Origin of the sequence: Conexibacter sp. SYSU D00693, from assembly GCF_017084525.1 — a bacterium.
Taxonomy (GTDB): domain Bacteria; phylum Actinomycetota; class Thermoleophilia; order Solirubrobacterales; family Solirubrobacteraceae; genus Baekduia.
Genome location: NZ_CP070950.1, coordinates 1,281,960 through 1,307,933, shown reverse-complemented (window position 1 = coordinate 1,307,933; position 25,974 = coordinate 1,281,960). Strand labels below are relative to the sequence as shown.

The following is a 25,974-nucleotide window of genomic DNA, read 5'->3' as shown; positions in this document are numbered from 1 at the left end:
TCAGTCGGTGCCGCCGGGCGCCCCGCGGTCGAAGGGCACCAGCCGCGGCAGCTCGGTGCCGGGCGGCAGGACGAGCCGGCCCTGGGTGTCGAGGTAGGCCGCGCTGTTGCCTCTGGCGTTGGGCACGCCCGGCCCCGGGCAGAGCCGGTCGGTCCCGTCGCCGCAGACGCCGTTGGTCAGGTAGGAGCGCTTCTGCAGGTCCTCCGGCCACGGCCGCGAGTGCGCCCCGACGAAGGCGTTGGGCAGGTTGTAGGTGACGAACATGATCGCGTGCATCGCGAAGGTCACCGCCAGGATGCGCAGCACCGTCTGGCGCCCGACGCCGCCGCGCACCTGCTCGAGCCCGCGCTCGACGAGCGTGTGGCCCCGGTCGTCCTTGAAGTAGCGCAGGGCGCACACGGCCGTGAAGAGCGACCCGATCGTGAGCATCTCGTTGATCGGGAACTTGTGGTAGGTGCTGGGGAAGAGGAGGCCCGGACCGCCCGGGTACTCCCAGAAGCCCAGCGGCAGCCACACCAGGCCCTCGGCGACGAGGTCCACGAGGCACATGCCGACGAAGCAGACCGCCATCAGGCCCCACGGGCGGATGCCCGGCCAGCGGCGCTTGGCGGCCCGCATCATCGCGCAGCCCAGCAGCGTCGCGACCATGATGAAGTAGACGTAGACGGGGCCGATGAGGAGGATCGGCTCGGGCACCATGGCGCCAGGCTCACCGGGCGCCAGCCAGCCCGGGACCTCGTGGACCCACGAGCCGAAGTTCACGAGCTCGGCGTTGTAGGTGAACCAGTGGCCGAAGTAGCTCGAGAGCGGGTCCTGGAACCACAGGGTCGAGCAGGCGATGACGAGCAGCCCGTCGGTCGTCGGTCGCCCGTCGCGCCGCCACGGCCGGACCACGAAGAACCAGTAGCAGGCCACGACGGCGACGAGCCCGCCTGCCTGCCAGGCGGCGAACGTCGTGGTCATCCAGCCCGGGGCGTCGCTCGGGCCTGCCGGCACCCGTTCGAAGTACGGACCGGCGATCCAGCTGACCCACACGTAGGCCATGAAGGCCACCAGCAGCGCGCCGAGCAAGGCCAACACCTTGATGGGTGGCGTCCGCGCATCGCCGACCTCGACGGCGCGGTCGACGAGCCGCACGAGGCGGTCCTGCAGCCGCGCAGGTGCGATGGGTCCGCTGATGGCCATGCCGATCCTCTCCTCCGCTGGTGGGGACCGAGAGGTTAGCATTCGTTCACGTACGTGTGAACGACCGCTGACGCAGGAGCTGCGCCGATGTACGACCCCATCCGGACCCTCGAGGCCATCGACGACCACCAGGTCGCCGTGCTGCTGGTGTGCGGCGCCGCCATGCTCTGCAACTACGCGTGGTTCTTCGCCGCCTTCCGCCAGGCGCGCCGGGACCGCGTGTACGCCATCCCCATCCCGTGCAGCCTGCTGTGGCTGGCCGGCGACTCCTACGTCGTGCTCCACGTCGAGCGTGCGTTCCAGACCTACGACCACTGGTTCCTCAAGCTCTTCTGGGCAGCACTGCTCGTCACCGTCGCCTTCGAGCTGCTCTACCTCGCCCAGACGGTGCGCTACGGGCGCGACGAGCTGCTGCCGTCGGCCGGCACCGTGCAGTTCGGCCTGCTGCTCGGCGGGGCGGCGGCCGCCACGCTCGCGGTCTTCTGGTCGGTCCAGTCCAGCCTCGAGGACGACCTGCACATCCTGTACTTCCACGTCGCGAACGTCGCGATGCCGTTCTTCTACGTCCCGATCCTCCTGCGCCGCGGGACGACGGCGGGCACGACGCGGTTCATCTGGGGCGCCTACCTCGCGATGGCGACCTGCTGGTTCTCGGCCACCACGTTGTTCTTCGGCGACGACGTCCGCGGACCGGCGACCTCCGCGCTGTGGGCGGTCTGCACCGGCGGCTGCCTGGCGGTGCTCTGGGCGCTGGGGCGGCTGCCCGCGCCGGCCACCGCAGCCGAAGGACTCAGGACGGCGAGCCGGCCTGCGGGGTGGGCGCCCGCTGCACGCCCCAGCGGCGCAGCACGTCCTCGGCGCTCGGCACGGGGCGGTGGGGGTCAGCCGGCGTCCGGCTGAAGCGCGGCGCGGGCGCTGGCTGCACGACGCCGTCACGCTCGAAGAACGTCCCGCGCGCGGCGTTGTGCGGGTGGCCCGGCGCGTCGGCGAGCCCCAGGACGGGCGTCGTGCACGCGTCGGCGTGCTCGAGCAGCGCCCGCCACTCCTCGGTGCTGCGCCGGGCGAAGCACTGAGCGAAGCGCTCCTTGAGCTCCGGCCAGCGCCCGCGGTCCCACTGCGGCGTCTCGGCCGGGTCCAGCCCGAGGACCTCCAGCAGCGCCCCGTAGAACTGCGGCTCGATCGCCCCGACGGCGACGTGCCCGCCGTCGTTCGTGGCGTAGACCTCGTAGAAGTGCGCGCCGGAGTCCAGGACGTTGGTCCCGGGCGTGTCGCGCCACGTGCCGCTGGCCCGCAGGCCGTGGATGGCCGTCGTCAGCAGCGCGGCGCCGTCGACCATCGCCGCGTCGACCACCTGCCCGCGCCCGGAGCGGCGTGCCTCGAAGGCACCGCAGACGATCCCGAGCGCCAGGAGCAGCCCGCCGCCGCCGTAGTCACCGACGAGGTTGAGCGGGAACAGCGGGCGCTCGCCCTCGCGCGCGATGGCGCCCAGAGCGCCGGAGATGGCCAGGTAGTTGACGTCGTGGCCGGGGACCCGGGCAAGTGGGCCGTCCTGGCCGTAGCCGGTCATCCGGCCGACGACGAGGCGCGGGTTGCGGGCGAGTAGGACCTCCGGGCCGAGCCCGAGCCGCTCGAGCACCCCGGGACGGTTGCCCTCGATCAAGGCGTCGGCTGCCGCGGCCATCCGCAGCACGTCGGCGCGCCCGTCATCCGTCTTGAGATCGACCCCGACGCTCGGCCGGCCACGAGCCACCGGGTCGGCGCCGGCGTCGGCCAGCAGGGCCGTGCCCCCGGGCCGCTCGACGCGCAGCACGTCGGCGCCCAGGTCGCTGAGCACCATCGCCGCGAACGGGCCTGGCCCGATCGAGCCCAGCTCCAGCACCTTCAGCCCGGAGAGCGGTCCCATGCCGCCACTCTACCGTTCTGTGAACGACCGTTCTCCGATCACCGCCCGTGGAAGGCGGGAGGGCGGCGCTCCTGGAAGGCGGTGAAGCCCTCGAGGTGGTCGGCGGTCGTCATCGTCTGGGCCTCCAGCTCGAGGGAGAGCTCGACCACCTCCGAGGACCGCCGGCGGGTCACGACGTCCAACGCGCGCTTGGTGCCCTGGACCGCCAACGGCGGGAGGGCGGCGATGCGCTCCGCCAGCGCCAGCACCGCCGGACGGACGTCGCCGGGCTCGTCGACGAGGTCGGTCACCAGGCCCAGGCCGAAGGCGGCCTCGGCGTCCAGCGGGTCACCGGTGAGCAGGTGGCGCCGGGCGCGCAGCATCCCGGCGCTCTGGGGCCACACGAGGCAGCCGCCGTCGCCCGCCACGAGCCCGACGTTGACGTGGGTGTCGGCGATCGTCGCCCGGCGCGCCGCGACCACCGCGTCGCCCAGCAGCACGACCGTCGCGCCCAGGCCGATGGCCGGTCCCTGCACCCCGACGACCATCGGCTGAGGCAGGTCGAGGACGGCGGCGAGCATCCGGCGCGCGTCGGCGATCGTCTGCCGCCGAGCCACGGCGTCCTGGTGCGTGCGGCGCATCTCGGCGAAGTCCCCGCCGGCGCTGAAGGCCTTGCCGGTGGAGGTCAGCGCCACGGCGCGCACCGTCTCGTCGCCGGCGACCTGCAGCAGCGCCGCGGTCAGCGCGTGGTGGAGGGCGCGATCGAAGCGGTTGAGCAGCTGTGGCCGCGCGAGGGTGATCTCGCGCACGCCGTCGCCGAGGTCGGCGGAGGTGAGCGGGGCGTCGTCCTGGGACATGCCCCGAGCATGGCTGACCGCCGGGCGGCCGTCAACGATCGTTCACGACCGCTGGCGTGCATCGTGAACGATCGGTAACGTCATGAGCCTCATGGAGTCCAGCGCATCACTGACGTCCGCCGGTCCGCCGCTCTCCAGCGAGCTGCACGAGGCGCTCGCCGAGGCCAACATCCCCACGCTCCTGCTCGTGCTCGCGCACCTGACGGGCGAGGAGCGGTGGCTGGACGCCCCCTATCGCCCGACCGCGCAGCGAGGACCGGGCGACCACGACACCGCGGGCCTGCCGCCCGAGCGACAGCAGGAGGTGCGCGATGCCGTGGCGGAGGTGGTCCACGCGATCCAGCGCGGCGAGCGCGCGCCGGCGCCGGACCCGTCGCCCGAGACGGTCACGCGGTGGCTGAGCAAGTCCCTGGGCGTCGAGGTCGCCCTGGACTCGGGCCCGCTGCTGGCGGAGGAGCTCGGCCTGGAGGACCGCTGGGTGGAGGTGCCGCCCGCCGCCGCCGAGCAGGGGCTCGACGTGCTCATCGTCGGCTCCGGCTACTCCGGGATCGCCGCGGCGATCGCCCTCGAACGCGCCGGCGTGCCCTACCGCCTGGTCGAGAAGAACGACTCCCTGGGCGGCACGTGGCTCGAGAACACCTACCCCGGCTGCGGCGTGGACACCCCGTCTCACCTCTACTCCTTCTCCTTCGCGCAGGATCCGGGGTGGCCGCGGTACTTCGGCAAGCGCCACGAGCTCTTCGCCTACCTCGAACGCGTGGCCGAGGAGCACGGGATCACCCGCAACGTGCACTTCGGGCTGGAGGTGACCACCGCCACCTGGGACGAGGGAGCGCACCGCTGGCACGTCGTCGCAGAGGGCTCCGGCGGGCGCGCCGAGTTCTCCGCGCGGATCGTCATCTCCGCCGTCGGGCTGCTCAACCGTCCGGCGATCCCCGCGATCGCCGGCCTCGAGGACTTCGCCGGTCCGTGCTTCCACACCGCCCGCTGGCGCGACGACGTCGACCTCGCGGGCAAGCGCGTCGGCGTCCTCGGCACCGGCGCGAGCAGCATGCAGCTCGTGCCGGCCATCGCCGGCGTCCCGTCGGAGCTCGTCGTCTTCCAGCGCTCGCCGCAGTGGGGCATCCCGCACCCCAACTACAAGCGCGAGGTGACGCCCGCCGTGCAGCGGCTCATGCGCGAGCTGCCGCGCTACCAGGGCTGGTACCGGCTGCGCCAGGTGTGGAACAACGGCGACCGGCTCCACGAGTCGCTGCAGATCGACCCCGACTGGCCGCACCTGGAGCGCTCGATCAACGAGACCAACGACCGCCACCGCCGGTTCCTGACGGAGTACATCCTCGACGAGCTCGGCGACCGCACCGACCTCATCGACCAGTGCGTGCCGACCTACCCGCCCTACGGCAAGCGCCCGCTGCTGGACAACGGCTGGTTCCGCACGGTGCGCCGCGACGACGTCCGCCTGGTGACCGAGCGGGTCACGGCGGTCAAGCCCCACGCCGTGGTGACCGCCGACGACGTCGAGCACGAGCTGGACGTGCTCGTCCTCGCGACCGGCTTCCAGGCCCTCAACATGCTCGGGCCGATGACCGTCGTCGGCCGGTCAGGCACCACGCTGCGCGACCTGTGGGGGCCCGACGACGCGCGCGCCTACCTCGGCATGACGGTCCCGGACTTCCCCAACCTCTTCTGCCTCTGGGGACCCAACACGAACGCCGGTCACGGCGGCAGCCACGTGCTCAGCGTGGAGATCCAGGTGCGCTACGTCATGCAGGTCATCGCCGGGATGGCCGAGCGGGAGGCGACGGCCGTGGAGTGCCGTCAGGAGGTGTTCGACGCCTACAACGAGCGTCTGGACGACGCGCTGTCGCGCACGATCTGGACGCACCCCGGCATGAGCACCTACTACCGCAACAGCCGCGGGCGCATCGTCTACAACATGCCGTGGACCAACGCGCAGTACTGGCACATGACGCGCCGGCCCGCGCTGGACCGGGACTTCGTCCTGCGACGCGCCGGGTGACCGCCATGGCGTCGGCGCCGTCCGCGCGCGGGCTCGCGCGCCAGCGCAAGATCCTCGAGGTCGCCGCGCAGCTGTTCAGCCAGAGCGGCTACGCCGCGGTGGGCGTGGACGAGATCGGCCGTCGGGCCGGCATGACGGGACCGGGGATCTACCGGCACTTCGCCGGCAAGGACGAGATCCTCGCCACCCTCCTCGAGCAGGTGCTCGACGGCATCGTCTCGGCCACCGGCGGGCGCGACGAGGACCCGTGGGTCGACCTGCGACGGATCGCCGAGGGCCACACGGGCTACCTCCTGGCCGAACGGCGCCTCGCCGGCGTGTGGATCTACGACCAGCGCTCGCTGTCGCAGACCTACCGGCGCCGCCTCCGGCTGCGCCAGGCCGCCTACGTCGACACCGTGCGCGGGTGCCTGTCGCGCTGCCTGCCCGGCTGGTCGGAGGAGGACGTGCGCAGCGTCACCCACATGGCGCTGGGCATCCTCAACTCGGTCGTCGGCTGGCCCCCGTCGGAGCCCGAGCGCGAGCGCCGCATGGCCGCCGCGACGGCAGGCACGGTCGTCGACCTCGTCCGCGGCCTGCGCGACGGGTCCTTCGCGCCGCCCGCGCCCGCGTCCGCCTAGACGGCCACCGCCCGCGCGGGCTGCCGGTCGACGGCGTCCAGCGCCTCGAGGTCGGCCGCCGCCTGGCAGGTGCGGCGGACCGTCTCCAGGGTGATGTCCGCCGGCTGCATGTCGGGCTGGAGCCGGTGGCGCCCGATGGTCCCGAGCCACATGAACATCGCGTGCAGCATCTGCTGGCGGTAGGCCAGCAAGGCCGCTTCGGGGTCGGGCGGGGTGACGCCCGCCTCCGCCAGGCGCTCGCCGTGGCGCGCGACGAGGTCGCGCTCCCAGTCGCGTCGTTGCTCGACGGTCAGGTGCGAGCTCAGGGCGTAGGCGAGGTCGCGTGCCCAGCCGCCGCGGACCATGCACTGCCAGTCGTAGAGACCCATGCGTCCGTCGCCGGTGACGTACCAGTTGCCGGGATGGACGTCGCCGTGCAGGACGGTCTGGGGACCGCTGACGTTGATCTCCAGCGAGCGCATCAGGGCGGCCGGCACCTCGTGGCGGCGGCGGTGCAGCTCTGGCGGGATGACCTCGCGGCCGCGGTCGAAGCCCACGAGCATGCGCTTGGGCGCGTTGATCGTCACGTTGAGCTGCGCCATCCACTCGTACGAGGAGACCAGCCACGTGCCGAAGCGCCGGACGATGGGGCCTTCCCAGTAGCGGGCGTGCAGCGCCGCCAGCGTGTCGACGACCTGCTCGGCCTGCTCGCGGCTGAGCGTCCGCGTCAGCACCGTGCCGAAGGTCGCGTCGCGGGTCACCGTCACGTCGTCGACCAGGAGCAGCTGGCGGAAGGACACCGGGTCGAAGGCCGAGTAGCGGGTCACCGGCGCCTCGATGTCCAGCTCGGGGCGCATCTGGGCGTAGAAGGCCGACTCGATGCGCCCGAGCCCAGCACTCGCGGCGACCAGGCGGGTGGTGAAGCTCGGGCTGGACTTCGTGAAGAGGTGCTCGGCCAGGCCAGCCTCCCGACCGGCCTCGTTGAGGTGGACCCGCAGGCTGCGCCGGGCCGACGTGCCGTCGTTGCGCGGACCGAGGTCGAAGCGCTCGACCGCGGCGCCCGGCACGCCGTCGCACAGCGCCTGCGTGAGCCATCGCTCGGTGAGGTGCTCGGGCGAGGGAGGGACCTCGCGCAGCGTGGTGGGTCGCGGCCGCGCGTGCCGCTCACGGGCCACGTGGAAGGCGATGCGGCCGGTGAGCGCCGCGAGCTCGAGACGGGGGTCCATGGCGCTGCTCACCGGACCTGCTGGGCGTCCACGAGCTCGGCCAGCGCCTGGCGCGTACCCGGATCGACCTCGAGCGTCCCGAGGACGCAGGCGCCGAAGGCCACGTCGAACGCCGCCCCACCGCGCACCAGGCGCGCGGCGGTCACGAGCGCCCGGGTCGACGGTGGGTCGAAGCGCTCGTGGAGGTCACGCGTGGCCGCCTCGCGCAGCAGCCCGGCGCCGGCCACGAGGCGACGTGCCACGTCGCGGTCCACGCCGCCCCGGTCGGCGACCACCCCCGTCTCCTCGTCGGCCGGCAGGTAGTCGAGCGACACGGTGACGAAGCGCTGGCGCAGGGCGGTCTTGAGCTCCTTGGCCGCCCCGGGGCCGCGCGGGTTGTAGGAGGCCGCCAGCAGGAAGTCCGGGTGCGCGACGACCTCGGCGTCGAGGCGGTCGACGTAGAGCGTGCGCCGGTGGTCGGCGACCGAGTGCAGCACCGCCAGCGTGTCGGCCCGCGCCTCGATGACCTCGTCGAGATAGCAGACCGCACCGTCGCGCATCGCGGTGGTGAGCGGCCCGTCCTGCCAGACGACGTCGCCGCCGCGGATGAGGTGGCGGCCGACGAGGTCGGCGGTCGTGAGGTCGTCGTGGCAGGTGACGGTCACGAGCTCGCGCCCGAGGTCGCGGGCCAGCGCCTCGACGAGCACGGTCTTGCCGCAGCCGGTCGGTCCGAGCAGGAGCACCGGGGCGCCCTGCTCGGCGGCGACGGTGAGCAGGTCGAGCTCTCCGCCCGCGCCCACGTAGGCCGCGGCGTCGGTCGTGATGTCGGTCAACGGTCTGCCTCCACGTCGCTGATCGTGTCCTCGATGAGGGCCCGGATCTGGTCGCGCGACGTCGCGGGGGCCCAGCCGCGAGCGCCGAACATCTGGGTGAGCGATGCCGCGTCGCCCGGCGCAAGCGCCGCGTGGCGGACCGTGACGCCCCGGGCGCGCAGCTCCTGCACGGCGTGGCGGACGTCCTCTCGCGCGTAGCGCCCGCCGTAGCCCTCGTCGTAGGGCACCGCGTCGCCCAGGGAGAGCAGGACGTGGCCCGTGCCCGGCTGTGCGGCGACGCGCCCACCCACATGGCGAAGCGCGCCGCCCATGCGCGTGTAGCCCCCGGGGCGCAGGGACCGCGTCAGCGGGCGCGGCCGGTCCTCGAAGCGCTGGAGGACGTGCACCTCGACGCGCTCGCGCGCGCGGCTGCGGAAGGCGAAGACCGCGACGTGGTGGCCGTCCTGGGTCAGGCCCGCGGCGACCGACTCGGCGTGCGAGAGCGCGGTGACCAGCAGGCGTCCGCCGTCGAGGCTCGCCGAGGCCGAGGCGTCGACGAGCAGTGCCCACGCGATCGGGGCGCGGCCGGGGAGCAGGGTCTGGTGCAGGCGCGGCGCGCCGGTGGCGGTGCCGGCGAGCAGGTCGCAGCGCCAGCGCACGACGGCGTCGATGTCCAGGTCGCCCTGCTCCTGGCCGCGCCGCAGGGTGCGGGCCGGGCGGGCGCGGACGCGCAGCGGCGCGACGGCGTGGCGCTCGCGTGAGGCCGGCCAGGGGAGCTCGAGCACCCGCACGTGGTCGGGGCGGTGGCGGCCCGCGGTGGCGTCCCACTCGGGGTACGGGATGCCGAGCTCGTGGCCCGACCGTCCCTCCAGGGCCTCGATCGTGCCGGGCGCCCCGGGGTCGAGCACCGGCTCTGTCCCGGGCCCCGAGACCGGGACCGGGAGGGAGCCCTGCCGTCGGGCGCGGTGGCGGCTGGACCACCGCGTGGCGATGAAGGTCCGCCGCAGCGGCCCGCCGACGCGGACCCGCGGTGCGGGGAGCCGGCCCAGGATCGCGGGCGGGTCGGCGAGCCGCAGGTCGCGTGCGCGCGCGGCCGCGAGCGCGGCGAGCTCGCCGGGCTCGTGCACGACGGGGCCGTCGAGGTCGAGGCCGGGCAGCTCCTGCTCGAGCTGCGCCCGCAGGCCCGGCCACCGGTCGGCGGCCCAGCGAGCGGCCATCTCGCCCTCCACCCAGGCCAGGGCGAGCTGCTGGCGGCCGCGGAAGGCGGTCCACGGCAGCTGCGCGACGGCCTCCTTGGTCGGCGAGGCCTGGAGCGCCAGGGCGCAGGTGAGCGGCCGGCGCTGCAGCTCGAACGGGAACGGCACGGTGACGACGCGACCGTCCGTCAGGTAGGTCCGGCCCACGCCGGTGTCGAGCACGCCACGAGCGCGACGACCGCCCGAGAGGGCGGCCGTCAGGACCGTGACGTAGCGCTCGGCGGTCGCCCGCGGGGCGACGGTCATCGCACGTCGGCGAACTGCTCGCGATTGACCGTGTAGAGGAACGGCATGATCACGAACGGCGTGGCGTAGACCACGAGGATGAACCAGAGCCCGAGGTTGCCGAAGTCCGACGCACCGGCGCGGGCATCGAAGTCGGCGTAGACGTTGGACGCGTAGGCCACCCAGAACGCGACGTACATCCAGGACGTCACGATCATCATCTGCAGACCCCAGCGCTTCATCTTCAGGAAGGCCCAGGCCGCCATGATCCGCATCGGGTACATGACCAGGACGCCGTAGAACTCCAGCGTCTTCTCGCCGTTGTTGGACAGCCCGCCGTAGGGCCCCGCGTTGTAGTCGATGTAGTACGCCCCGTCGACGAGCTTGCCGTAGCCGGGCCACAGCGTCTTCATGGGCTCGGTGCCGTGCGACCAGAGCAGGTCGGTGCCCCAGCCGAAGTAGTTCACCGACGCGTCGATCAGCACGAACGTGCCGATGATGGTCACCGACCAGGGCCGGTAGAGCTCGCCGCGCTTCTGGGCACGGTTCATCAGCACGCAGGCGCCGATGAGGAACGGGATGGCGATCGGCCCCAGGATCCACGAGCCGCCCAGCACGATGCCGATGAACAGCAGACGGTCAGCGCGCTTCATCAGCGTGCTCTCGCCGCCGGAGCCCGGAGGGGGCGACGACGTGACGCGCGTCTCGCGGCGAGGCAGCGCGATCGCCATCAGGAGCCGTCTCCGACGTTGTAGCCCCAGCCGTACTTGATGAGGATGATCGGCATCACCAGGAAGCACTGGAGGAGCAGGAACGTCAGGCAGAAGCCCGACGTGTAGACCACCCAGCGCTGGATGACCGGCATCTCGCGGATCTCCTGGCGCAGGGTCCCGACGGCGATCGGGTTGCGCGGCTCGGCCGGCAGGTGCTCGTCGGCCATCAGAACGTCCCGAAGTGGCTCATCATCCAGTTCCACGCCCACAGCAGGAAGAACAGGACCGCCACGGAGGTCGCGATCTTCCAGGTGTCGTGCCACACACCCGCGGCCATCACGGCCGCGGTGAGGTCCGTCAGGTGCATCGTCAGTCCTTCTGTCGGGCCACGAGGCCGGCGGACGTCGGGCTCGGACACGGCTGCTCGCTGACGGGCTTGTCGGGCACGTAGTGGGGCCCGCCCGGCGTGTAGCAGCTGTGCACCGTGTCGGTGTCCCACGGGCCGGCGCCGTAGCCGCGGTCAGCGGCGAGGACGAACCCCGCGCCGATGATCACGACGAAGAACAGCACCGACAGCGCGGTGTAGACCTTGATCGCCTTCTCGCGATCGGGGGACAGCTCCTCGAACACCTCGACCTCCGCCTTCGCTCTGGGGTGTCGCGCCGACGATAAACGATCGTTAGCCTGATGGGCAAGGACGGGACGTCCTGCTGGTCTGCGAACGAGCGTTCACAGAAGCGCTAGCATCGACCTCCCGCAGCCCACGACAGGGAGGACGCACCGCCAATGGCCACCAAGATGTCCCAGGCAGAGCTCGGGGTCCTGGACCCCGACACCTACGCCAACGGCGACCCGACGACGTTCGGGCTGCCGCTCGACGCCTACCGCTACCTGCGCGAGGTCGAGCCCGTGTGCCTGCACGAGTTCGAGGACCCGCTGCTGCTCGACCGCGTCTGGGTGGTCAGTCGCCACGAGGACATCGTGCGCATCGACAAGGACCCCGCGACCTTCGCCGCCGACCGCGGCCCCGTGAACTTCTGGGCCTTCGCCCCGTTGGGCGAGGCCATCGGCGCGCCCGCGATGCTGACGATGGACGGCGATCGCCACCGCGAGAACCGCCGCGTGGTCAGCAAGGGGTTCACCCCGAAGGTCCTCAAGGACCTCGAGGGGCGGTTCCGCCGCTACGCCGTGGAGGTCGTCGAGCAGGCGCTCCAGATCGACGGGCCCTTCAACTTCATCGACGAGATCGCTCACGTGATGCCGATGCAGGCCCTGGGCGACGTGCTCGGCGTCCCGGAGGACGACCGACCCAAGTTCTTCCACTGGGTCGACCAGTTCGCGGCGCCGTTCGACACGCGGATCACGCCGAGCTTCGAAGCGGTCGGCAAGGCGATCACCGACCTCTACGCCTACGCCCTCGAGCTCGAGTCCCTGCGCCGTCGGGAGCCGGGCGAGAACGTCATGTCGAAGATCGCGGAGGCCGGCATGCCCGAGGGTGAGGTGCGCGGCAACGTCGCGCTGCTGGCCAGCGGCGCCGCGGAGAGCACCCGCACGTCGCTGGGCCACGGGATGCACGAGCTCCTGCGCCGGCCCGACCAGATGGACTGGCTGCGCGAGCGCGCCGACGACGTGCCGATGACGGTCGCCCAGGAGTTCGTGCGGATCGCCAGCCCGTTCACCCACCTGTGCCGGACGGTCACGCGCGGCGTCGAGCTGCACGGCGTCGAGCTGCACGAGGGCGATCACGTGGCCATGCTCTTCGCGGCGGGCAACTTCGACCCGGAGGCCTTCGACGCGCCGGAGGAGCTCGACCTCTCGCGCAATCCGAACCCGCACGTGAGCTTCGGCCGCGGGCCGCATTCCTGCCTGGGCAAGCACGTCGCCGCCCTCGAGATCAAGATCCTGCTCGAGGAGCTGCTGCAGCGCACGAAGGATATCCGGCCGGCGGGCGAGATCAGCTACGTGCGCGATGCGTACTCGCGCGGCGTGTACGAGCTCCCTGTCGAGCTCGTGAAGGCCTGATCGGCGGCGGGCGCCGGCTCCCACGCCGGCGCCCGCGCCAGCCACCACGTCAGCCCGGCGCCGCCGACGACGGCCATGACGCACATCGCCACCCACGGCCACCGGGCGAAGCTGCCGCCGAAGACGAAGATCGACAGCGCCCCGTACGAGCTGACCATCCCCGTGTAGGCGCCCCACTGCAGCGGGGACTGCCCGCGGCGAGAGCCCCGGCGCAGCGCCAGCCGGTAGCCCGACAGCAGCGCCCACACCGCCGTGACCATGAACGCGGCGAGGTACAGGTCGTCCTCCAGCGCGTCCTTGGCGACCTTCCACAGCACCACGCCGAGGGCGACCGTGGCCACGACCCAGAGCCGGAACTGCGCCTGCGTGAGCGCCGGGGCCCACTCGCGGCGTCCGTAGCGCAGGGTCTGGGAGAGGTACACGCACTCGAACGTGAACGTGAACACCAGGGCGACCCAGAAGAGCTTGGGGAACCAGTGGTCGTAGTCGTCGAACCACAGCTGCGCGTCGAGCAGGTAGTTGCCGTCGTGCGGGAACCAGAACGCGCAGCACAGCAGCAGGAAGGGGACGCAGCGGTCGCGCCGGGCCAGTCTTGCCGCCTCACCGAAGAACACGTAGTTGCACACCAGCGCGAGGCCGCCGAGCGCCAGGACGATCACGGTGTGGTCGTCGATGCGCTGCAGCACCTGGTCGGCGTCGTACATGAGCTGGCCTCCCGATGGACCGGACGTGAACGTTCGTGAACCTACCAGCACGGTCGGTCCGCGCCGGGTAGGGTCGGGCCGTGGCACGGATCAGCCCGCAGGACGAGGCCGCCAACCGGGCCATGGCCGAGGCCGTCCTGGCCCAGCGACGGCTCCAGGCGTGTCGCGACATCGCGGAGCTCCGGGCGCAGGCCAGCATCGAGGCGTGCGCGTTCTGCGGCTTCGACCGCGCGGTGGTGCTCACCGTGGAGGACGGCGTGCTGCGCGCCGCCGGCAACGCGGTGGACCATGAGGCGTGCGACCTGCTGCGCCGGACGGCACTGGCCACCCCGACACCGCTCGAGTCCGGCTCGGACGAGGCCGAGCTCGTGCGCCGGGCCGACGACGGCCGGCGTACCGGCACCCGGGGCGCCAGCGTCCTGCAGCAGGCTCTGGGCCTGGAGCAGTTCGTGCTGGCGCCGATCGTCCCCGAGACCCGGACGGTCGCCTTGTTGGTCGTCGACCGTCACGAGCCCGAGGTCGCCCTCGAGGAGCGCGTGCGCGTCGAGGTGTACGCGGGCCTCATCGGCGTGGCGCTCGAGCGCGCGGTCCTCCGCGCGCGTCTCGCCGAGCTCTCGGCGGAGTTCCGCCACCTGGCCACGTCGGCGATGGCCATGGGGCAGGAAGCGCTGCTGTCGCCCGTCACGATGTCGACCGACCTGGGGTGGGGGGCGGTCTTCCCGCGCTCGGACCTGCGGTCCCCGGCGGCGGCGTGGCCCGCCGGCGTCGCCGCGCCGGGCGGGCCGGCGGCCGAGCTGACCTCCCGCGAGGTGGAGATCATGGAGCTCCTGGTGCTCGGGCGGTCCAACCGCGTCATCGCCGCCGAGCTGCACCTCTCGCCCGAGACGGTCAAGAGCCACGTGGCCCGGTTGCTGCGCAAACTGGGGGCTACGAACCGGGCCGAGGCGGTGGGCCGCTACCTCGCCGCGCTCCAGGGCGCCGACGTGTCGTGAACGCAAGTTCACCCCATTGGGGGTGAAGTTCCCCCGCCCGGGCCTTGTCCCGACACACCGGCGTTGAGAGGTTCGGCCCATGGGGTCCCTGCCCACCAAGGCGGCGCCGGCGTCCTTCGAGGACCGCCTGCCCCGGCTGCCTGCCTACGGCCGCCTGGAGGCCGCGGGCCAGATGGGCGCCCTCCTGCTGCGCGCCACGCGTGTGGCTTGCACGCCGCCGTTCTCCTGGCGCGGGGAGCTGCTGACCCAGTGCTCCATCACCGCCCGGCGCTGCGCGGGACCGCTGGTGCTGTCCATCGGCTTCTTCGCCGTCGGCGGCGTCATCACGCTGATCGCCGGCATCCTCGGCACGCTGGGGACGATCGACCGCACGGGCGCCGGCATGGTGGTCGGCTGGCCGCGGGAGACCGCCTACTGGGTGAGCGCGATGGTGTTCGCCGGCGTCGTCGGCAGCGCGATGACGGCCGACCTCGGCGCCCGCAAGATCCGCGAGGAGCTCGACGCGCTGACCGTGCTGGGCATCGACTCGATGCGCACGCTCGTGGTCCCGCGGATCGTGGCGCTGACGCTCATGGCACCGCTGCTCGGGCTCCTCGGGCTCTTCGTCGGCATCGGCACGATCTTCCTGCTCTCACCGACCCTGCTGCCGAACGCGAGCTGGGCCGACTACCTCGACAGCGCCCGGGCGACGATCAACCCCGCCGACATGGCGTCGTTCGTCTTGCGTCTCATGGTCACCGGGCTCTTCGTGGGCGTCGTCTGCTGCGCCAAGGGCATGAACGCCAGCGGCGGGGCCGAGGGCGTCGGCCGGGCGGTGAACCAGGCCGTGCTCATCACGTTCCTGGGCATCTGGATCCTCAACTGCCTGTGGAACGCGGTGTTCCTGCCCAACTTCCCGGACGTCACCGTCCTGCGAGGCTGACCGGTGGCCGTCCGTCCCCTCGACACCGCGCCCGCGGAACCGCCGATCAAGCACTCGCGCGAGACGGCCTTCACCGAGTTCGGCGAGCTCGTCGTCTTCTCCCTGGGGGCGCTGCGCGCCGTCCCGCAGTCGGCGCGCTACTTCTCGGAGGTCCTGCGCCAGACCGGGCTGCTCGTGCGGGGCAGCACCGGGTTCATCGCGCTGATGTCGGCGGCCATCGGCTTCAGCGCGACGAGCTTCGGCTACTACTTCCTCAAGGCGGCCGGCGCGGCCGACTACATCGGCCTCGTCCCGGGGGTCACGAACGCGCGGTTCACCGCCGCGCTCATGTTCGCCTACGCCTTCGCGGCGAAGGTCGGCTGCGGCCTCGTGGGCGAGATCGGCGCCATGAAGGTCAGCGAGGAGCTCGACGGCTTCGAGTCCGAGGGCGTCTCGGTGCAGAAGTACGTCGTCGGGACGCGCGTGGCGGCGACCATCCTCTTCGCGCCGATCGCGACGGCGGTCTCGCTCGTGGGCGGGACGATCGGCGCCTACATCAACTCGGTGGTCATCGTCCGGGCCGTCAGCTCGGAGACGTTCTTCCGCTACAACTGGGGCAACCAGTCGCCCTTCGACCAGGCCTTCGCCCTGATCTCGGTGCTGGTCGTCGGGACGATCATCACGCTGGTCTCCTGCTACTACGGCACGCGCGCCAAGGGCGGGCCCGCCGGGGTGGGCGTCGCGGTCGCGCGATCGCTCGTCGTCAACCTCGTCCTCATCCACATCGTCCTCGGCCTGATGGTGTTCGGCGCCTACGGCAAGGACCTCGGGCTCCCGATCGGCGGCTGACGTGCGGCGCGTCGCAGTCCTCGCCCTCACCCTCGTCGCCGCCGGTGCGACCGCCGTGGTCGTCGCCGGGTCGGGTTCCGACGGGGCCGGACGGCTGGTGTTCGAGGCGCCACAGGCGCGGTTCCTCACCGCGGGCGCCGAAGTGCGGGTCGCCGGCGTGGTCGTCGGCAGGGTCGTCGAGGCCGAGCCGACGCCCGCCGGCCGCGCCCGCGTCGAGCTGCGGATCGACGACGACCGCGTGTGGCCGCTCCCACGCGGGACCGAGGCGCGCCTGCGCTGGGGCAGCACGATCGCCTACACGAACCGGCGCGTCGACCTCGTCGCCCCCGCCCGCGCGGGCGCGCCGCTGGTCGACGGCGCGACGATCCCGGTCGACGACGTGACCACCAACGTCGAGGTCGACGAGGTGCTCGGCGACTTCGACCCACGGACGCGCCGCGACCTCAAGCGCTTCCTCGACGAGAGCGGTCCGACCGTCGAGCGGGCCTCCGACGACCTGGCGCCCGCGCTCGAGGCGGCGCCGCCCACCCTCGACGAGGTCAACGCCGTGCTCGACGAGCTCGGCGCCGACGAGCAGGCCCTCGACGTCCTGCTCGGCCAGACCGACCGCGCGGTGCACGCCATCCAGCGCGCCAACCCGGGGATCGGCCGGCTGGTGAGCGGCGCGGCCGGGACGCTCGACGCCTTCGGCCGCCACGCCGGCCGCCTGCGCGACACGCTCGGGCACCTGCCGTCGACGCTGGACCGCACGACGCGCACGCTCGCCCACGCCGACGCGACGCTCCTGTCGGCCAACGACCTGGCCAAGCGGCTCGCGCCCGGCGTGGCGGAGCTGCGGCGCATCGCCTCGCCGCTCAACCGCACGCTGGCCACCGTCCAGGACGTCGGGCCTGACACTCGCACGACGCTGGCGACCCTCCGCCGGGCTGCTCCGGACCTCGACCCGCTGCTCGAGAAGGCGACGAGGACCATGCCGCGCATCGAGCGCATCGGCCGGGAGCTCGACGAGCAGGGCCAGTGCGTGCGGCCGTTCGCCCCCGAGATCGCCGGGTTCGCCTCGACCTGGACGAGCATGAACCGGCTGGGGGACGGCCACGACAAGATGTTCCGCGGCAACTTCATCGTCTACCCCTACGGGCTGACCACGCCGCAGAACTCGGCCGAGCTGCTCACCTCCTTCCCGCAGCTGGACTACGCCTTCCCGCGTCCGCCGGGCATCTCCTCCGGCCAGCCGTGGTTCCAGCCGCAGTGCGGGCTGGGCCCGGAGACGCTCGACCCGTCGAAGGACCCGGAGGCGCGATGAGCCTCGGTCGCATGCTCGCCGTGGCCACCGGCGTGGTCGCCGTGGCGCTCGTCGCCGTGGCGCTGACGGGCGATGAGCGTCACCAGCTGCGCGTCGACCTGCCCAGCGCCAACGGCCTGCGCTCCGGCTCGGAGGTCAAGGTCGGCGGGGTCCCCGTGGGGCGGATCGACGAGATCCGCCTGCGCGAGGGCGACGTCGTGGAGGCGACGCTGTCGCTGGATCGCGAGAAGGCGGGACCGGTGCGCGAGGACGCGCGCGTCGAGATCGTCACCGCCAACCTGCTGGGCTCGAAGTACATGGTCCTGCAGCCCGGGCGTCGCGGGCGCGAGCTGGGCGGCGGGGCCCGGATCCCCGCCTCGCGGGTCACGACCCCCACGGACCTCGACGAGGTGCTCTCCGCGCTCGACGGCGACACCCGCGCACGTCTGCAGGTCGTCCTCAACGAGCTCGGGGTGGCCGTTGCCGGCCGCAAGCGCGAGTTCAGCCGCACGCTGCAGCTGCTGCCCACCGACCTGCGCTCCGCGCGCCGGCTCGTCGACGAGGTGGTGCACGACAACGCGACGCTCGAGCGCCTCGTGCAGCGCAGCAGCAGCTACGTCGGGACGCTGGCCGCCGAGCGCCGGCAGCTCACGGACGCGCTGGACGGGCTCGGGCGCACCGTCGAGGTCACTGCCGGCCGGCGCCGGGAGCTGCAGGCGACGCTCGGCCAGGCGCCAGGCGCCCTGCGCAGCGCGCAGCGCTTCCTGGCCGACCTCGAGCGCACGACCCGCCCGCTGGAGCCCGCGGCGCGCGCGCTCGCCGACACCGCGCCCGCCCTCACCGCAACGCTGGCCCAGCTGCGTCCGTTCGAACGCGCCGCCCGGCCCGCGTTCGACCGCGCGGTCGCCGTGTCGCCGACCCTCACCCAGCTCGCGCGCGCCGCCACGCCGGTCCTGCGCCAGGCCGACCCCACGTTGCGCTCGCTGGTGCGCGCCGTCGAGGCCGCCGCGCCCGTCTCCAGGACCCTCGACGTCAGCATCGACGACGTCCTCGGCCTCGTGGAGGGCTGGGCGCGCGCCATCCAGGGCCGCGACGGCCTCGGCCACGTGTTCCGCGGCCGAGCGACGCTGAGCGCCGAGATGCTGCGCACCCTCGTCGACTCGCTCGGCAACCCCGGGACGCGGCGTGCCGAGCGTGCCGCGCGTGCGCCGCGCCGCGAGGAGCCGGAGCCCCGCCGCCCGGAGCCGCCGGCCGAGGCCGCGCCCGAGCCGGCGCCCGCGCGTCCCGAGGCGCCGAAGGACCCGGTCCGCGGGCTCACCGACGCCCTCAAGGACCTGCTGCCGGCCGACCGGCTGCTCGACGACGTCCGCGGCCTCCTGCCTGACGCGCTCGGCGGCACGCAGGGCCAGCGCGCGCCGGAGGGCACCGACGGCACCCGTCGCCTCCTCGACCTCCTCCTCGGCCCATGATCCAGCGCAGCCGCCACAGCCGCCGAAGCGAACGGCCGCGCCCCTACGCCGTGGTGCTCGCCGGTCTGGTGACGGTGGGCGCCCTCGCGCTGGCCGGCATCATCGCCGTGCGCGCGCCCAACGGCGTGCCGGGCGTCCCGTCGCACACGTACTTCGCCTCGGTCCCCGACCCCGGCAACATCCAGCCCCACAACGACGTCCGCATCGCGGGCGTGCGCGTCGGCCAGGTCCTGAAGGTCGAGGCCCGCGACCAGCGCGCGCACCTCGAGCTCAAGCTCGCCGAGGACACCGAACGCCTGCCCGCCGACACGCAGGTCTTCGTCCGGGCGGCTGGCCTCCTCGGCCAGCGCTACGTCGAGCTGCGGCCCGGTCGCAGCACCGAGCAGCTGCCGGAGCGCGCGACGATCCACGGCGACGAGGGTGCCCTGACGTACTCCGTCCCGGATGCGCTGAACACGTTCGACGAGCGCACCCGCCGCGCGCTCGCCTCGACGCTGGACGAGACCGGCATCGGCCTGCTGGGCCGAGGACGCGGGCTGAGCCGGCTGACCGACCACGCCGTCGTCGCCGGTCCGCAGTTCAACGAGGTCGTCGAGCGCGTCGTCGACGACCGTCCGGGAGCCGCGCGGCGTCTGGTGCCGGCGCTCACCTCCGCGATCGACGCCCTCGAGTCCGGCAAGGACGACCAGGTCGCGGCGATGGGACCGGCCGCGAGGACGTTCGACGCGATCGTCCAGCGGCGGTCGGCGCTGGGCGAGACGCTCGAGGAGGCGCCCTCCGCGCTGGGCCGGGTGCGCACGGGCCTGGACACCGGCACGCGGCTGCTGCATGCGCTCCGCGAGGTGGCCGACGCCGCCAACCGCACGCTGCCGGCCGCGCCGGAGGGCCTCCGCGCCACCGCCGCGCTGCTGCACCGCAGCGACCGACCGCTGCGCCGCACCGCAGCCCTGCTGGCCACCGCGCAGGCCGCCGTCCCGGACGCCCGGCGCCTGGTGAGCTCGCTGCGCCCCGTCCTCGAGCCGGGCGAGCGGCTGCTCGACGACCTCGTCGATCCGCTGCAGCTCGTGGGCCGCCACGGCTGCGACGTGGACAACTTCGCCGAGAACTGGCGCAGCGCCCTCGGCTACGGCATCGAGGGCCGGGCCCAGACCCACCCGCTGCCCAACGGCTTCATCGGGCCGCTGCACTACTTCCGGATCCTGCCGCCGTTCACCCCGGCCGGCATCCAGGGCATCACGCGCGACTCGCCGATGGTCGTCGACGAGGTGCATCCCGGCCCGTGCAAGTACTCGCCGGGCAAGCGCTACATCGAGACGCCGACGCGGGGAGGCTCGCGATGATCCGCCGAGGCGGAGTCGGAGGCGGGCTGTCCGAGCGCTCCTACTCGCGCATCGGAGCGGCCACCGTGGGAGTGATCGCCGTCCTGACGCTGTTCGTCTTCGGTGGCTTCCTGGACCGCGCCCTGCAGCGCAAGGGCACGGAGGTGACCGCCGTCTTCCGCGACGCGAGCCAGATCTCCAAGCGCAGTCCCGTGCGCGTGGACGGCGTCGACCAGGGCCGGGTCGCCGACGTCGAGCTCCAGGAGGACGGCCGCAGCGCCGTGGTGACGCTCGAGGTCTTCGACGAGTCCCTGCCGCTGTACCGCGACGCCCGCGCGACCGTCGACTCCCGCAACGTCCTGGGCGGCACGTACTACGTCGACCTGCACCGCGGGACCCCGTCGGCCGGCGAGCTGCCCGGCCAGCGCATCCCGGTGACCCGCACGACCGGGCCCGTGGAGGTCGACGCGCTCCTGAGCGACCTGCGCGACGGTGAGCGGCGCGGCCTCAAGACGATGCTGCGCGAGATCCCCACGGCCCTCGAGGACGAGCTCGAGCTCGAGCGCACGCTGACGACGCTCACGCGGTCGGCCCCGACGCTGCGCCGCGGCGTGGCGACGTTGCGCGGGCAGCGCGATGGCGACCTGCGGGCGCTCGTGCGCAACACCGCGCGCCTGACGTCTGACCTCGGGCGCGAGGACCGCTCGCTGACCGGGCTCGTCGGCGACGGTGCGCTGGTCACCGAGGTGGTCGCGCGCCGCCGCGATGCCGTCCAGAGCTCGATCCTGCGGGCTGCCACCACGCTGCCCGAGGTGCGGCGCACCATGGCGCTGGTCGACGTGACCCTGCGGGGCACCGACCCGCTGCTGGCCCGCCTGCGGCGCTCCGCCACCCAGGTCGCGCCCGCGCTGGCGGACCTGCGTCCGACCGTCGTGGACGCCGACCGGCTCCTGCGCGGCGCCCGCCCGCTGCTGCGCGAGCTGCGACCGGCCGCCCGGTCGCTGGCCGCCACCGCGCAGAACGGTGGCCCGCTGCTCGACGACCTCGACCCGAGCCTCCGGCGACTCGACGAGACGATCCTGCCGGACCTCGCCAAGAAGGACCCCGTGACCGGCCGCTCCACGTCGGCGATGATCGGCCCGACCCTCGGTGGGCTGGGGGCGGCCGCCGGCAGCTACGACAACCGGTCCCACATGATCGGCCTGGCGGCGGGCGCCGGCGAGCGCGCCATCGACACGCTGCCCTGCCGCACGTACTTCCTGGACCCGGACGCGGCGGGCGCCGGGAAGGTCGCCGAGTGCCGCGAGATCGCGAAGTTCCTCAACGACCTCCTGACCTACAACCCGATCCCGGGCCCATGATCGACGTCCGCGAGCACCTCAGCGAGAGCATCAACCGCACGCGCATCGCGCTCGAGCTGCGGCGCGGGTCGCGCCCGGCGATCGTCGTCGCGCTGGGCATCGTGCTCGGGCTGGTCTGTGCGTTCTACGTCGCCAAGAACGTGTCCAAGTCGGTGTACACCCCGACCCAGGAGGTGCGCTTCGCGGTGGCCGACGCCAACGCGGTGCAGGGCGGCGATCGCAACGAGGTGCGCTTCAAGGGCATCGACGCCGGCAGCATCAAGGACGTCGAGCTGGTCGACGGCCGCGCGGTCATCACCGCCGAGGTCTACGAGGAGTTCGCGCCCTTGTACCGCGACGCCCGCGCCATCCTGCGCCCGAACTCGGCGCTGGAGGACATGTACCTCGACGTCCTGGACCGCGGCACGCCGGCCGCCGGCAAGGCCTCGCCCGACGAGCCGCTGGCGATCGGCCAGACCGACGTCTCGGTGCAGGTCGAGGACGCCCTGTCGGCCTTCAGCCCCGACGTGCGCACCCGGATGGCGACGATGCTGCGCAACCTCGGCGGCGGGCTCGAGGGCCGCGGCGACGACCTGCGTCGGGCGTTCGTCGAGGCGGTCCCGCTGGTGCAGGTGGCCGAGCGGCTCGCCGGCCAGCTCGCACGCCGTGGGCGACTGACACGTTCGCTCGTGCGCAGCACGGGCGTGCTGACGGGCGAGCTGTCGCGCCGCGACGCGATGCTGCGGCGGCTGGTGCGCGAGGGGGCCACGACGGCCCGCGCCCTCGAGCGCAGCTCGGGCGGGCTCGACGCCACGCTGGCCGAGCTCCCTGGGCTGCTGGGGCGCGTGGACTCGAGCTTCGCCGCCTTGCGCGGGGTCCTGCCGGAGGTCGACGGCGCCGTCCGGGCGCTCAAGCCGGCCGCCGCCGAGCTGCCCGCCGGCCTGTCGGCGGTGCGGTCGCTCAGCGACGCGGCACGGCCCGCCGTCCGGGCGCTGCGAACGCCCGTGCGCCGCCTCGTGCCGCTCGCTGGCGTGCTGACGCCGACGTCGGAGAGCCTGAGCCGGGCCGTGCGCGCGCTGCGGCCGCAGTCCGACGCGATCGACCACGTGACGAAGACCGTCGCCGGCTGCGGCGTCGCCCTCCAGGGGTTCTTCCAGTGGACCGCGTCGCTGGTCAAGTACGACGACGCCCGTGGCGGGCCCGGTGGACGCGGCGACCTCAACGTGGGGCTGGACTCGACGAGCGTGCTGAAGGACCCGAACGTCATCGTGCCCAAGAGCTGCGCGCCGGGCCGACCGATCGGCGGCGTGCCCGGCACCGGAGGTGACCTGAGGCCATGACGACCCTGCGCCGGTTGCTGCCGATCATCGCCATCGCGATCCCCGGGCTCTTCACGGTCGGGTTCTGGTTCGTGCACTCGGGGACGGTGTCGACCGGCGGCGACCCCTACCGCGTGAAGGCGGTGCTCCCGTCGTCCTCGACGCTCGGCAAGGGCGCCGGCGTGACCATCGCGGGCCTGCGGGTCGGCCGCGTCGCCGACGTCGATCGCGCGCCCGACGGGGTCGGCGTCACGCTGGAGCTCGACCCCGACCACGCCCCCGTGACGACCGACACGCGCTTCGGCCTGCGCCTGCGCACGCTGGTGGGCGAGAACTACGTCGAGCTCTTCCCGGGTCGCGGCGCTCCGCTGCCCGACGGCGGCGTCCTGCCCAAGGCCCAGGCACAGCGCTACGTCGACGTCGACGAGATCCTCGAGAGCCTGCGGGGTCCCACGCGCGACCGTGCCCGCGCGATGCTGCGCGGCCTGGGGGAGGGGTTGGACGGCGAAGGGCGCCGGCTCAACCGGACGGTCGGCGGCGTGAGCGGCTTCGTCGCAGAGGCGACGCCGATCGTCGGGATCCTGCACGGCAAGCGCCGGCAGCTCAGCCGGCTCGTGGACGAGCTCGGCCAGGTCACGGCGGCCGTCGGCCAGCGCGGCGACGCCGTGCGCGAGCTCTCCACGATGGCCCGGCGCACCTTCCGCGCCGTGGCCGCGCGCGACCAGCAGCTCAAGGCGACGATCGATCGGCTGCCCGCCCTCGTGCGCCAGGCCCGCTCGACGGCGGGCGTCGTAGAGCTCGTGGGCCGCCAGGCGGCCCCGGTGCTCAGCACCGCGGCCACCGCGGTGCGCGAGGTGCGCCCGACCGTCCGGCGCCTGCCGGCGGTGGCCGCGGAGGGCGCCCGGCTCGTCGACGAGCTGGACCGCACGGCCCCGCGGCTGCGCCCGACGCTGCGTGACGTGCGCTCGCTGGCCGCGCCCACCCTCAAGGCGCTCCCGCAGGTCAGGGCGGCGCTGTGCGAGATCAACCCTGCGATCTCCTACTTGGTGAAGTACCAGCGCGACCTCGTCGGGCTGCTGCAGGGCATGGGCTCGACGACGAACTACTACGACGCCAACGGCCACGCGGCGCGCCTGTCGGTGAACCTCGGCGAGCAGCAGCTGCGCATCTTCGACGAGCGCAGCAGCAAGCTCCTCAACACCCTGCTGCGCAACAAGGTCGTCAGCCGGGTCTACAACGTGGGCTACAACCCGCTGCCCGACCGCTCCGACGAGGTGGCCGACGGCTCGCACCCCTCGGGCCCCAAGCACGTCACCAAGCCCTACCCGCGCATCCACGCCGAGTGCTGAGCCCCGCCGCGACGGGCGCCTAGAACGGGGCTAGCACCCGGTGGCCGCTGCCGAGCTGGTCGAGCAGCTGCTGGGCGATGAGCGCCAGGACGACGAGCAGGACGAGGAGGAGGAGCACGAGGCGTGGCCTGCCCGTCGGCGTGGCGGCGACCGGCGGCGGGCCGACCGGCGCGAGCACCGACGCCGGTGCCGGCGCCGCGGCGAGGGCCAGCACCTCGCCGACGGGTCCCTCGTGGGCGATCCGGCCGCCGGACAGGACGGCGACGCGATCGGCCAGCCGTTGCGCCACCTCGGTGCTGTGGGTGGTCAGCAGGCAGGTCCGCCTGCCCTCGCGCAGGTGGTCGGCCACGACGTCGCACACCAGCGCGGTGCGCACGGGGTCCAGGCCGCCCTCGAGGTCGTCCAGGACGAGGACCGGCTTCCCAGGCGCCAGCGCCCGGGCCAGCGCCGCCCGCTTGCGCTCGCCGCGGGAGAGCTCCTGGGCCAGCGCGCCGGCACGGCCCTCGAGGCCGAGGACCCGCAGCCAGTGCTGGGCCTCCCGACGACGGTCGCGGGGCGACAGCCCGGTGGTGTGCTCCAGGACGTAGAGCACGTTGTCGCGCACCGACGAGCTGCCCATCAACCCGTCGCCCGGCCCCTGGACCACCGCGGCGACGTCGCGCAGCGCGCGGCGCAGCTCCGAGTCGCTCATCGCCTTCACGGGCCGGCCGGCCAGCAGCACCTCGCCCGACTCGGGCACCTGCAGGCCGAGGAGGTGGCGGACCAGCGTCGTCTTGCCGGCACCCGACGGGCCCATCAGCGCGACCGTGGCGCCCGCCGGCACGACGAGGTCCACGCCCGCCAGGACCGGCCGGCCAGCCAGCGCGCGGTGCACACCACGGGCCTCGATCGGCGCCGGCTCCACTAGAAGGCGGCGAGCACCAGACCGTGGACGCGCTGGTGGTCGCGGATGCGCTCGAGCTGCTCGCGTGCGTCGTCGAAGCCGCGCTCGCCGACCCGGAGGTTCCACGTGTCGGCCACCGCGTCCAGCGCGACGACCGCGCACGGGGCCCCGGGCGGGGCGCCCTCGGTCTGGTCGAGCAGCCGGTCGGTGGCCTCCTCCAGGTCCTTGGCGCTGCGCAGCTCGGCCCCCGTGACGCGGTCCAGCACGTCGGCGGCTCCCGAGGCGCAGAACGCCGCACGCGCGGCGTCGCCGCCGTCCCCGGCCTGGGCCGCGACCGGCTCGTCGTCGTCGCTGAGGCCGACCGAGGCGACGACGGCGGCGCCGAAGGCGACGGCGCACAGGGCCGCGGCGGCCGCCGCGGCCAGCCGGGCGGGCGCACCCGGCACGAGGTCACGACCGCGGGCGAGGACCGCGGCGCCCAGGAGGGCGGCGACCATGCCGTAGCCGTAGGCCTGGGGCCACACGAGGCTGACGAGCAGGCCCGCGGCGGCGAGGGCACCACCTGCGAGGGCCCGTCGCTGGGCCGGGCGTCCATGGCTGGGTCGTTGCCCGCTCATCGTCACTGCACCTGTGCTCTGCGCATCGTGCTCGCTCCCCATGCCGGAACCTGGTACCGTCGCCGCCGCAGAGGATGATAACGAGCGTTAGCACAGAGGTCGAGGGTCACGGCGCCGGGGCGACCGCCGGGTCGGACTGCCTCGCGATCGAGACGCGCGACGTCCACAAGG

Annotated in this window: 26 protein-coding genes; 13 read left to right on the top strand and 13 right to left on the bottom strand. The window is 73.6% G+C overall.

What is annotated here, in order from left to right:
• On the bottom strand, positions 1-1,185 hold the full coding sequence (locus JUB12_RS06590) for a spirocyclase AveC family protein (RefSeq protein WP_205698829.1): 1,185 nt from the start codon (positions 1,183-1,185) through the stop codon (positions 1-3).
• 87 nt (positions 1,186-1,272) lie between these two features.
• Between JUB12_RS06590 and JUB12_RS06585 the strand changes: the two genes are divergently transcribed.
• Positions 1,273-2,085, top strand: coding sequence for a hypothetical protein (locus JUB12_RS06585; RefSeq protein ID WP_205698828.1), 813 nt, complete (start codon positions 1,273-1,275; stop codon positions 2,083-2,085).
• Here JUB12_RS06585 and JUB12_RS06580 read toward each other — a convergent pair.
• Positions 1,976-3,088, bottom strand: coding sequence for a CaiB/BaiF CoA-transferase family protein (locus tag JUB12_RS06580; RefSeq protein ID WP_205698827.1), 1,113 nt, complete (start codon positions 3,086-3,088; stop codon positions 1,976-1,978). The two genes, JUB12_RS06585 and JUB12_RS06580, sit on opposite strands and share 110 nt — an antisense overlap.
• Positions 3,089-3,126: 38 nt before the next feature.
• Positions 3,127-3,924 carry an enoyl-CoA hydratase/isomerase family protein gene (locus JUB12_RS06575; RefSeq protein WP_205698826.1) on the bottom strand — a complete coding sequence of 266 codons (798 nt, stop codon included), beginning with the start codon at positions 3,922-3,924 and terminating at the stop codon, positions 3,127-3,129.
• A gap of 82 nt (positions 3,925-4,006) precedes the next feature.
• On the opposite strand from JUB12_RS06575, the gene JUB12_RS06570 reads away from it, so the two are divergent.
• Together JUB12_RS06570 and JUB12_RS06565 are read left to right on the top strand one after the other, a co-directional pair.
• Entirely contained in the window at positions 4,007-5,947 is a 1,941-nt protein-coding gene (locus tag JUB12_RS06570; protein ID WP_205698825.1) for an NAD(P)/FAD-dependent oxidoreductase, read from the top strand.
• Positions 5,948-5,952: 5 nt separating this feature from the next.
• Entirely contained in the window at positions 5,953-6,567 is a 615-nt protein-coding gene (locus JUB12_RS06565) for a TetR/AcrR family transcriptional regulator (RefSeq protein WP_205698824.1), read from the top strand.
• Here the strand turns inward: JUB12_RS06565 and JUB12_RS06560 are convergent.
• From JUB12_RS06560 to JUB12_RS06530, 7 genes are all read right to left on the bottom strand, one after another.
• Positions 6,564-7,772, bottom strand: coding sequence for a phosphotransferase family protein (locus tag JUB12_RS06560; protein ID WP_205698823.1), 1,209 nt, complete (start codon positions 7,770-7,772; stop codon positions 6,564-6,566). The two genes, JUB12_RS06565 and JUB12_RS06560, sit on opposite strands and share 4 nt — an antisense overlap.
• 8 nt (positions 7,773-7,780) lie before the next feature.
• Positions 7,781-8,584: an AAA family ATPase gene (locus tag JUB12_RS06555; RefSeq protein WP_205698822.1), complete on the bottom strand. Its 804-nt coding sequence runs from the start codon at positions 8,582-8,584 to the stop codon at positions 7,781-7,783.
• Positions 8,581-10,065 carry a hypothetical protein gene (locus tag JUB12_RS06550; RefSeq protein ID WP_205698821.1) on the bottom strand — a complete coding sequence of 495 codons (1,485 nt, stop codon included), beginning with the start codon at positions 10,063-10,065 and terminating at the stop codon, positions 8,581-8,583. The genes JUB12_RS06555 and JUB12_RS06550 overlap by 4 nt, the downstream gene beginning before the upstream one ends.
• Complete coding sequence (locus JUB12_RS06545) at positions 10,062-10,697, bottom strand: hypothetical protein (RefSeq protein WP_205698820.1); 636 nt, start codon at positions 10,695-10,697, stop codon at positions 10,062-10,064. The genes JUB12_RS06550 and JUB12_RS06545 overlap by 4 nt, the downstream gene beginning before the upstream one ends.
• Before the next feature lie 77 nt (positions 10,698-10,774).
• A complete protein-coding gene (locus JUB12_RS06540) occupies positions 10,775-10,984 on the bottom strand; it encodes a hypothetical protein (RefSeq protein WP_205698819.1) in 210 nt (69 codons plus the stop codon).
• Entirely contained in the window at positions 10,984-11,124 is a 141-nt protein-coding gene (locus tag JUB12_RS06535; protein ID WP_205698818.1) for a hypothetical protein, read from the bottom strand. The genes JUB12_RS06540 and JUB12_RS06535 overlap by 1 nt, the downstream gene beginning before the upstream one ends.
• Before the next feature lie 2 nt (positions 11,125-11,126).
• Positions 11,127-11,387: a hypothetical protein gene (locus tag JUB12_RS06530; protein WP_205698817.1), complete on the bottom strand. Its 261-nt coding sequence runs from the start codon at positions 11,385-11,387 to the stop codon at positions 11,127-11,129.
• 156 nt (positions 11,388-11,543) lie between these two features.
• Between JUB12_RS06530 and JUB12_RS06525 the strand changes: the two genes are divergently transcribed.
• Entirely contained in the window at positions 11,544-12,779 is a 1,236-nt protein-coding gene (locus JUB12_RS06525; protein WP_205698816.1) for a cytochrome P450, read from the top strand.
• Here the strand turns inward: JUB12_RS06525 and JUB12_RS06520 are convergent.
• Positions 12,716-13,483, bottom strand: coding sequence for a hypothetical protein (locus tag JUB12_RS06520; protein WP_205698815.1), 768 nt, complete (start codon positions 13,481-13,483; stop codon positions 12,716-12,718). The genes JUB12_RS06525 and JUB12_RS06520 overlap by 64 nt on opposite strands.
• Positions 13,484-13,563: 80 nt before the next feature.
• On the opposite strand from JUB12_RS06520, the gene JUB12_RS06515 reads away from it, so the two are divergent.
• The 9 genes from JUB12_RS06515 to JUB12_RS06475 all read left to right on the top strand — a co-directional run bounded on the left by JUB12_RS06515 (position 13,564) and on the right by JUB12_RS06475 (position 24,303).
• On the top strand, positions 13,564-14,475 hold the full coding sequence (locus JUB12_RS06515; RefSeq protein WP_205698814.1) for a helix-turn-helix transcriptional regulator: 912 nt from the start codon (positions 13,564-13,566) through the stop codon (positions 14,473-14,475).
• Positions 14,476-14,554: 79 nt separating this feature from the next.
• Positions 14,555-15,397, top strand: a complete 843-nt coding sequence (locus JUB12_RS06510) for an ABC transporter permease (protein ID WP_205698813.1) — start codon at positions 14,555-14,557, stop codon at positions 15,395-15,397.
• A 3-nt stretch (positions 15,398-15,400) separates the two neighbouring features.
• A complete protein-coding gene (locus tag JUB12_RS06505) occupies positions 15,401-16,225 on the top strand; it encodes an ABC transporter permease (RefSeq protein WP_205698812.1) in 825 nt (274 codons plus the stop codon).
• 1 nt (position 16,226) lies between these two features.
• The gene (locus JUB12_RS06500) at positions 16,227-17,528 is read left to right on the top strand and encodes an MlaD family protein (RefSeq protein WP_205698811.1); all 1,302 of its coding nucleotides are present in this window, start codon (positions 16,227-16,229) and stop codon (positions 17,526-17,528) included.
• Complete coding sequence (locus JUB12_RS06495) at positions 17,525-18,976, top strand: MlaD family protein (protein WP_205698810.1); 1,452 nt, start codon at positions 17,525-17,527, stop codon at positions 18,974-18,976. Before JUB12_RS06500 ends, JUB12_RS06495 begins: the two co-directional genes overlap by 4 nt.
• Positions 18,973-20,316, top strand: coding sequence for an MlaD family protein (locus JUB12_RS06490; protein WP_205698809.1), 1,344 nt, complete (start codon positions 18,973-18,975; stop codon positions 20,314-20,316). Before JUB12_RS06495 ends, JUB12_RS06490 begins: the two co-directional genes overlap by 4 nt.
• Before the next feature lie 65 nt (positions 20,317-20,381).
• Positions 20,382-21,656 (top strand): MlaD family protein, encoded by a 1,275-nt coding sequence (locus JUB12_RS06485; protein ID WP_205698808.1) that lies wholly within the window; start codon positions 20,382-20,384, stop codon positions 21,654-21,656.
• The gene (locus JUB12_RS06480; protein WP_205698807.1) at positions 21,653-22,975 is read left to right on the top strand and encodes an MlaD family protein; all 1,323 of its coding nucleotides are present in this window, start codon (positions 21,653-21,655) and stop codon (positions 22,973-22,975) included. Before JUB12_RS06485 ends, JUB12_RS06480 begins: the two co-directional genes overlap by 4 nt.
• Positions 22,972-24,303, top strand: a complete 1,332-nt coding sequence (locus JUB12_RS06475; protein ID WP_205698806.1) for an MlaD family protein — start codon at positions 22,972-22,974, stop codon at positions 24,301-24,303. Before JUB12_RS06480 ends, JUB12_RS06475 begins: the two co-directional genes overlap by 4 nt.
• A gap of 19 nt (positions 24,304-24,322) precedes the next feature.
• Here JUB12_RS06475 and JUB12_RS06470 read toward each other — a convergent pair whose 3' ends face one another.
• The gene (locus JUB12_RS06470) at positions 24,323-25,207 is read right to left on the bottom strand and encodes an ATP-binding cassette domain-containing protein (RefSeq protein ID WP_205698805.1); all 885 of its coding nucleotides are present in this window, start codon (positions 25,205-25,207) and stop codon (positions 24,323-24,325) included.
• The gene (locus JUB12_RS06465) at positions 25,207-25,803 is read right to left on the bottom strand and encodes a hypothetical protein (RefSeq protein ID WP_205698804.1); all 597 of its coding nucleotides are present in this window, start codon (positions 25,801-25,803) and stop codon (positions 25,207-25,209) included. The genes JUB12_RS06470 and JUB12_RS06465 overlap by 1 nt, the downstream gene beginning before the upstream one ends.
• Positions 25,804-25,974 lie beyond the last annotated feature (171 nt).